Raw genomic sequence first — 6878 nt, 5'->3', positions numbered from 1 at the left:
TCATACCAGGCACCTATCAGGCAGTTTATAACGGTACCAAGGCCTTCCTGAACAGTTTTTCCTTCGCCCTGCGTGAAGAGCTTGAGGACACCGGCGTGACGGTCAGCTGCCTTATGCCGGGTGCCACGGACACCCGCTTCTTCGAGCGCGCGCATATGCTTGACACGGCAATAGGCCAGTCCAAGAAGGATGACCCTGCTGATGTCGCGCGGGCCGGATTCGACGCCATGATGGGCAACGAGGGAGACGTCGTCAGTGGCTGGAAGAACAAGCTCCAGTCGGCAATTGCGAACATCACACCGTCTGGAATGCTGGCCGGGCAGCATGCCAAAATAGCAGCACCAGGATCGGCGAAGGAATGATCAACATTGCATGTCATCACAACGACCGATCTTGAGACTGCAGCGATGGGTCGTCGGACAACGTCCGCCAGCTTGCATTGTCCGGGCGGCTACCTGTTTTGGCGTAAGCAGATTTGGTTCGCTAAGGGCGCGTTACGTCTCTCAGCTCGCATTCTGGATTGTGGATTAAAGTTAGTCTGCAGTGGTTACGCGCAGGAGAAATTGCTGCCGTGAGCGATCGTTCCCCCGAAGAGATCCAACAACGACGCGAGCGGCGAGCCGAGCGCAGGCAAAGGCAACGACTGACAAATCTACAACGCGCGGCAAAGATGCACGCAGTTCGTATTTCGAAGGAAGACGTGCTTGAGCCGGTGGCCCCGTCTAATCGTCTGCGGGATGGCGTCCATGTTGGGTGTTCCGGCTGGTACTATTGGCATTGGAAGGGCAAATTTTATCCAGATGACGTGCCATCAAGTCAATGGTTTTCGATTTACGAAAAAAGTTTTGGAACCGTGGAGCTCAATGCACCATTTTATGCCTGGCCAACGGTTGCGACAGTCAGGACTTGGCTGCGCCAGGCGACTGGCGACTTCGTCTACACGATCAAAGTATGCGAACTGATCACTCATGTTAAGCGTTTTGACGGTACCGAACCCTTGATACGCGATTTCGGATACATCGCAGATTTGCTTGGGGAACGAATGGGCTGTTTTCTGTTTCAGCTACCTCCAAGCGTTCGCTACGACCCGGCATTTCTTAAAACCATCTTGCAGCAACTGAATCCACGTCACCGCAACGTCGTTGAATTTCGTCACAAAAGCTGGTGGAACGAGGAAGTCTATGCGGCTTTTCGTGCGGCCGGAGCGATCTTCTGCTCCTGCAGCGGACCGCGACTTCCAGAGGAACTGGTCAAAACCGCCGACGATATCTACGTCCGATTCCACGGAACCACGAATTGGTACCGTCATGACTACAGCGACGACGAATTAGCGAATTGGGCTGCGCGAATCCGCAAGAGCCGCGCCAAAAATGTTTGGGTCTATTTCAACAATGACCGTGACGGTCATGCGATCAAAAACGCAAAAGCGCTTATAGAACTCCTGAAAAGCGATGGTTTGCGCACATAGGGAATGTGAAGAAAAATGGCGAAACGGTGCGGGGATTGCAGCGATCACTATGGGGGTCTTGGGTGGTTCGCGCAGATGTTCATGAAGTAATAGGGCGTCGTTATTCATGGGGCCGTTCCTGGCCAAAGCGTCAATGGCTGTTCGGCGCTGCCAGGCTGGCTGGGTATTTGATCCGGAATCGTCGGCGCACGGTTTCTCGTCGCGGTCGGCGCATGTTTCGAGCGCGTCGAGAGGTGCTCGACTCCCGGCAATGCCCTAGAGTTCACCAGTTACGCGAAGGCGGCCTATTCGGCAGCAGTACTGTCGGCAAAGGTTAACTGAAGGCGGAACCTGTGGAGCGGCAAGTGAGTTAAATCGGGAGCGCGGTCGGGTTGATAGGACGAAGGGTACTGGGGCCGGGAAACCGGGATCCCGGCATTTGTGGATTGAGACGATCATCGAAGGCAGGAAATGCATTTGGTCAAGATATATCTTCCCCTGAATGATCCGGATGGCCGCGCTCTTCCTTCCGAAACGCACGACCGGGTGAAACAGAAGCTGACGGCCAAATTCGGCGGCGTCACCACGTTTTCCAACGCGCCCGCTGAAGGATTGTGGGCGCACGGGGGAAAATTGGAGTTCGACCAGATCATCGTCTTCGAGGTCATGACCAAAAGGCTTTCTCATGACTGGTGGAAAGACTACCGAAAAACTCTCGAATCCGTTTTTCAGCAACACCAGATCATCATCAGCACCCATACGGTCGACATTCTTTGACGGCAATGCAATCTGGCGGGTCTGCGGGAGGCTCGTGTTGCGTGCAAGGGGCCGCGGGCTGTTACGTGCACCAGCGTACAAGTGCGGAACAATCTCTTGCTATGAAAGTTTGAGCCGAGTCGGGAGCTTAGTTCCCTCACGGAGGCACGTCGCGCAAACTCTGATATTCCTTGTTCTGCGGCGAACCTCACCTGGTCAATCTATGGATGGAGGAAGTCATGGCTGATGATAAGACAAAACGTACGACCGACTGGGAAACAGTCGCCGCTGGCAAGAAGTACGAAGTCCAATATCTTATGAAGCCCCTGCATCTGCGGCGCGACGATGCCGAGCAACTGATCGCGAAGTACAATGGCGACGGGGAAAAAATAAAGGCCGAGCTGTCGAAGCGAAAAACGCGTCAGACTTATGCGCACCTCTTGTCTTAGGCTTTTGGGCAGGATCTTCTGCGATAAGCGAGGTGCTGACTGGCACTTCAGTATGCCAGTCAGCGGCGGGGATGGATCGAAGCACCTCAGGTCGTACAGGGACCGGAAATTAGTGTGATCGCCCCGTCTTTTCTATCGGCCTGAACGGATACAGGGGCGTGAGGCCCGCATGACAAGACCAGGTGAGGGAAAAGACAGATGAATGCTATCATTGGAATCGACGTGTCGAAAGACAAGTTTGACGTCTTCTGCTTGACGGGAGAGGAGCACCGTCAGTTCACCAACGACAACAGTGGCCTCGATAATTTCCAAGGCTGGATTGCGGAGAAGGAGATTCTCCTCATCGTATTCGAAGCCTCGGGAATCTATCACCGTCAACTTGAAGCGAGCCTTGCTGCTGCGGCCGTGCGGTATGTCAAAGTCAATCCGTGGCAGGCGCGCAGGTTTGCCGAGGCGACTGGCAGAGTGGCAAAGACCGACAAGGTGGATGCGGAGGTTTTGGCCAGAATGGGAGCTGTCTTGCAGCTTCAACCTCAAGCACCCAAAGCCGAATACCTCAATGTTCTCCGGGAGATGACGACAGCAAGGCGTGGACTGATCAAAGACCGGGTGACGGTCAAAACACGGCTGCAAACAACTACGCAAGCGCTTCTGAAGCGTCATCTCAAGGAACGGTTGATTCAGGTTGAAAAGCATCTGAAGCAACTCGATCAGGCAATCATGGAAATGATCGCTCAGGATGATGAGCTTTTGGCGCGTTTGGAGATCCTCACCAGCATTCCTGGCATATCGGACATCACAGCCTTTTCGATGCTGATCGAGATGCCCGAACTCGGTTCAATGTCCGGAAAGCAAGCCGCATGCCTCGCAGGTTTGGCACCGATCTCAAGGCAGTCAGGACGATGGCAGGGTAAGGAACGCATTCGGGGCGGGCGTCCATTCCTGCGCCGAGCGATGTACATGCCCGCGCTCTGCACGATCCGGCATGACCTGACTCACAAGGCTAAATATCAGCAGTTGATCAAAGCAGGCAAACCCGCAAAAGTGGCTCTCACAGCCATCATGCGCAAGCTTGTAACCATCGCCAACGCTCTGCTGCGTGACGGGAGAAAATGGTCCGAAAATAGGGCTTGATCAACACGGATACTAGTTGGAATATCGGCTAGCTGTTTGCCCTCAAACTGGTATGGCGGATGCACGGTCCTTTCACGCTTTTCGCCCTTGACTGGGAAGTGTTCGTGGCGGCAGTCGTTGTCGTTTTAGCGCTTCTCTGCATTCGTTTCGCCTTTACCTCTTAGCCTACAGACGACGCGCAATGCACATGCTGGCTGACTTGCTCGCCCGCAACGCTTCAGGCCGCTGAATGGTTGGAGGACGGAACCCACACGGTGAAATGTGCCTTTCCATTTTGCATTGCGCTCGTACCATTGAACATTTGTCTCATTCAGTGATCCGTTCCGGAAATGATTTGTCCAGCATTCATGAGACGGTGCTTACAGGCAGGGCGCGTTTGTGTTGCGTGGCTTTATAGGCGCGAACAATGATGTCCCTGGCATTCTCCACGATCAGCTTCCCTTCCAGGAAGTCATCGATCTGGTCGTAGGTGACCCCATACGCATCTTCATCTGGACGCTGTGGCACGAGAGACTCAAGGTCGGCTGTCGGGACCTTGGTAACCAGGTGATCCGGAGCGCCCAGCGTTGCAGCCATGGCGCGAATGCGCCGTTTGATCAATCCTGACAGCGGCAGGATGTCGGCCGCTCCGTCGCCATGCTTGGTGAAGAAGCCCATGACTGCCTCTGCCGCATGATCCGTGCCAATGACGAGGCCGTGGTGAGCCCCAGCAATTGCGTACTGGGCGATCATGCGTTCTCTGGCCTTTATGTTGCCGAGTACGAAATCCTCATGGGCCTCGTCGCGGAACGCGAGATCCCCCCGCTTCAGTGCCATCATCATCGCGTCGACGGCCGGCTTGATGTTGATCGTAAGAACACGGTCCGGTGAAATGGCCGTCAGGGCCATCGATGCCGCATCCTCATCTGCCTGCACGCCGTAGGGCAGACGCACTGCAATGAACTGGGCGTCGTATCCGTTTTCGCGCAGTTGCTCCACGGCACTTTGGGCAAGCATGCCTGCAAGGAGAGAATCGACGCCTCCGCTGATACCAAGGACATAGGTCATTGATCCGGACGATCGCAAATATTCGGCCAGAAACCCAATTCGGTCCTGGGTCTGCGAAACCGGATCGAAGTCTTGGCTCACTCCGAGTGATCGAATGATTTCTTGTTGCCCGGTGCTCATGTTGACTGTCTCCCTTCCTTTCGATCGTTCTCCGCTAGTCTTTCTGGTGTTGGGATTGCCAAATTCGGCGTCTCGGATACGTGTATATTCATCAAACCGCGGGAGATTGTCAGAAAATTCGACCCAGGAAAGTTTCTCTCGCCAATAGCCGTGAGCCGCCGGCTTGAACCCCTCCGGGTTATCGAAGAAGCCGATCGTCAGATATATCTCGTCCTTGATACCCTCATCAAAATATCCGATTGACGATCCGCAGTTCCCGCAAAACGTCCGGGTAACGCCAGATGTCTTCGAGAACCTCTTCATCTCACCCTTGGTTATGCGGAATTGCTGCGGTCTATATCCTACCCAAACAGTAAGCGGGCCGCCGATCGCTTGCCTGCAATCGGCATCATGATCGTAATTGATCCAAAACGGTTCGCCTTCGCATTCCGCTTGTACCCTGCCGCAAAAACAGCTGGCTGTCTCTAGCCTGTCAACCATCTGGTTCCTCCACTGCACGTGCAACAGAGATGGCGGGACTTTGTTCCTTGCAACGCATCAAGGTTCCGAATCTTAGTCTAACGATGAGGAACACACCGGGGCCATGACTTGGTTGCCAGCCAAGGAATTGCGCGCGCTTCCATGCTTGGTCCTGACCGAAGTAAAACCTCAATCGTCACAACGGAACCATAATCCGCAGTGATTGGTGAAGATCAGCAATAAGATCGTCGGGTTCTTCCAGACCGATATTCAACCTGACGATTCGCCCGCTGAAATCTTCCCCGCCGTTTGCAAGATAGGGATAAGTCATCGCCAGCGAGGTGACCCCTCCCCAACTGTAGCCGGCTTTGAACAGCGCCAGTCGATCAACGAAGTCGTCAACGTCCTTCGGACCAAATGTTTTCTTGAACACGATTGAAAAGACACTCGCGGACCCGGTGAAATCGCGTTTCCAGAAGACATGACCCGGCGACGACGGGAGCGCCGGATGAAGCACATTCTGGATCGCCGATTGTTCGGCAAGCCAATTTGCAACCTGCAGTGTCGAACGTTCCAGCCTTTCCAGACGCACGCCGAGCGTTTGCAGACCGCGCAAAGCCAGGCTGGCGTCATCGGGCGAAACCGCCATGCCCAACAGATCCCAGGCAGTACCCACTGACTCATACAAGGCATCGTCTTTCACGGACACGGTGCCCAAAAGAAGATCGCTGTGCCCTCCTACATACTTGGTCAGGGCCTGCATGCTGATATCCACACCATGCGCGAAGGCGTCGAAGAGAACCCCGGCAGAATATGTGTTGTCGAGGGCAACCGGAACACCACGCGCATGAGCGACCCCAACTATGGAGGGAACGTCCTGGACTTCCATCGTGATCGAACCCGGGCTTTCCGTCCACACGAGCGCTGTGTTGTGTCTTATCAACGCGCCGATCCCATCACCAACCAGAGGATCATAGGGCTCAACCTCTATGCCCAGACGCTGCAGTAGCTTTTGGGCCAATTCCCTGTTGGGGCCATAGGCGCTGGCCGGTACCAGGGCATGGCTGCCGGTCTTGCAGAGGGCGAGATAGATCAAGGCGATTGCGGCCTGACCTCCTGGGACCACAAAAGTGCGGTAAGCACCCTCCAGTTCAGCAATCCGTGCACCCAATTCCAGCACGGTAGGCGTTCCATAAAGTCCGTAATTGTAACCGGCCTCGATCTGACGCCAGTTATTGTGCGCTGCTCCCACATTGTCAAAGATCACGGTCGAACCCCGATAGGTCGGGGTGACAAGAGACTGGTACCCGCCGATTGGCTTCTGTTCCGGGTTCAAGAGCCTGGTACGCCAATGCATTCGGAATCCTTCAGAAAATGATATTGCTGTGAACCACCAATGCCAAATCATTCTTGGTCAGAAATGTTCCGAAGCGGAGCTATGTTCCAAGCTGCCCGGCGCAGGTGCC

Annotated in this window: 7 protein-coding genes and 1 pseudogene; 5 read left to right on the top strand and 3 right to left on the bottom strand. The window is 54.7% G+C overall.

Going from position 1 to position 6878, the window contains the following annotated elements; all coding sequences use genetic code 11:
• The 5 genes from PHA01_RS27355 to PHA01_RS27335 form a co-directional block, all read left to right on the top strand.
• On the top strand, positions 1 to 362 hold a 362-nt coding region (locus PHA01_RS27355; protein ID WP_271899422.1), incomplete at its 5' end, for an SDR family NAD(P)-dependent oxidoreductase.
• A 209-nt stretch (positions 363 to 571) separates the two neighbouring features.
• Positions 572 to 1468 carry a DUF72 domain-containing protein gene (locus tag PHA01_RS27350; protein ID WP_271899425.1) on the top strand — a complete coding sequence of 299 codons (897 nt, stop codon included), beginning with the start codon at positions 572 to 574 and terminating at the stop codon, positions 1466 to 1468.
• 450 nt (positions 1469 to 1918) lie between these two features.
• Positions 1919 to 2224 carry a hypothetical protein gene (locus PHA01_RS27345; RefSeq protein WP_271899421.1) on the top strand — a complete coding sequence of 102 codons (306 nt, stop codon included), beginning with the start codon at positions 1919 to 1921 and terminating at the stop codon, positions 2222 to 2224.
• A 218-nt stretch (positions 2225 to 2442) separates the two neighbouring features.
• Positions 2443 to 2652 carry a DUF3606 domain-containing protein gene (locus tag PHA01_RS27340; protein WP_271899420.1) on the top strand — a complete coding sequence of 70 codons (210 nt, stop codon included), beginning with the start codon at positions 2443 to 2445 and terminating at the stop codon, positions 2650 to 2652.
• A gap of 198 nt (positions 2653 to 2850) precedes the next feature.
• Complete coding sequence (locus PHA01_RS27335; protein ID WP_271899419.1) at positions 2851 to 3786, top strand: transposase; 936 nt, start codon at positions 2851 to 2853, stop codon at positions 3784 to 3786.
• 345 nt (positions 3787 to 4131) lie between these two features.
• Here PHA01_RS27335 and nadE read toward each other — a convergent pair whose 3' ends face one another.
• From nadE to PHA01_RS27320, 3 genes and pseudogenes are all read right to left on the bottom strand, one after another.
• Positions 4132 to 4953, bottom strand: coding sequence for an ammonia-dependent NAD(+) synthetase (gene nadE / locus PHA01_RS27330; RefSeq protein ID WP_271899424.1), 822 nt, complete (start codon positions 4951 to 4953; stop codon positions 4132 to 4134).
• Positions 4954 to 5103: 150 nt separating this feature from the next.
• Positions 5104 to 5433: pseudogene (locus PHA01_RS27325) on the bottom strand (GFA family protein); the annotation flags it as partial.
• A 175-nt stretch (positions 5434 to 5608) separates the two neighbouring features.
• Positions 5609 to 6769 (bottom strand): cystathionine beta-lyase, encoded by a 1161-nt coding sequence (locus PHA01_RS27320; protein WP_271899418.1) that lies wholly within the window; start codon positions 6767 to 6769, stop codon positions 5609 to 5611.
• Between the last annotated feature and the right edge of the window lie 109 nt (positions 6770 to 6878).

The organism is Candidatus Phyllobacterium onerii (genome assembly GCF_028331445.1).
GTDB lineage: Bacteria > Pseudomonadota > Alphaproteobacteria > Rhizobiales > Rhizobiaceae > Phyllobacterium > Phyllobacterium onerii.
Note: the sequence above shows the minus strand (reverse complement) of the source record. Positions and strands in the feature narration are given on the sequence as shown.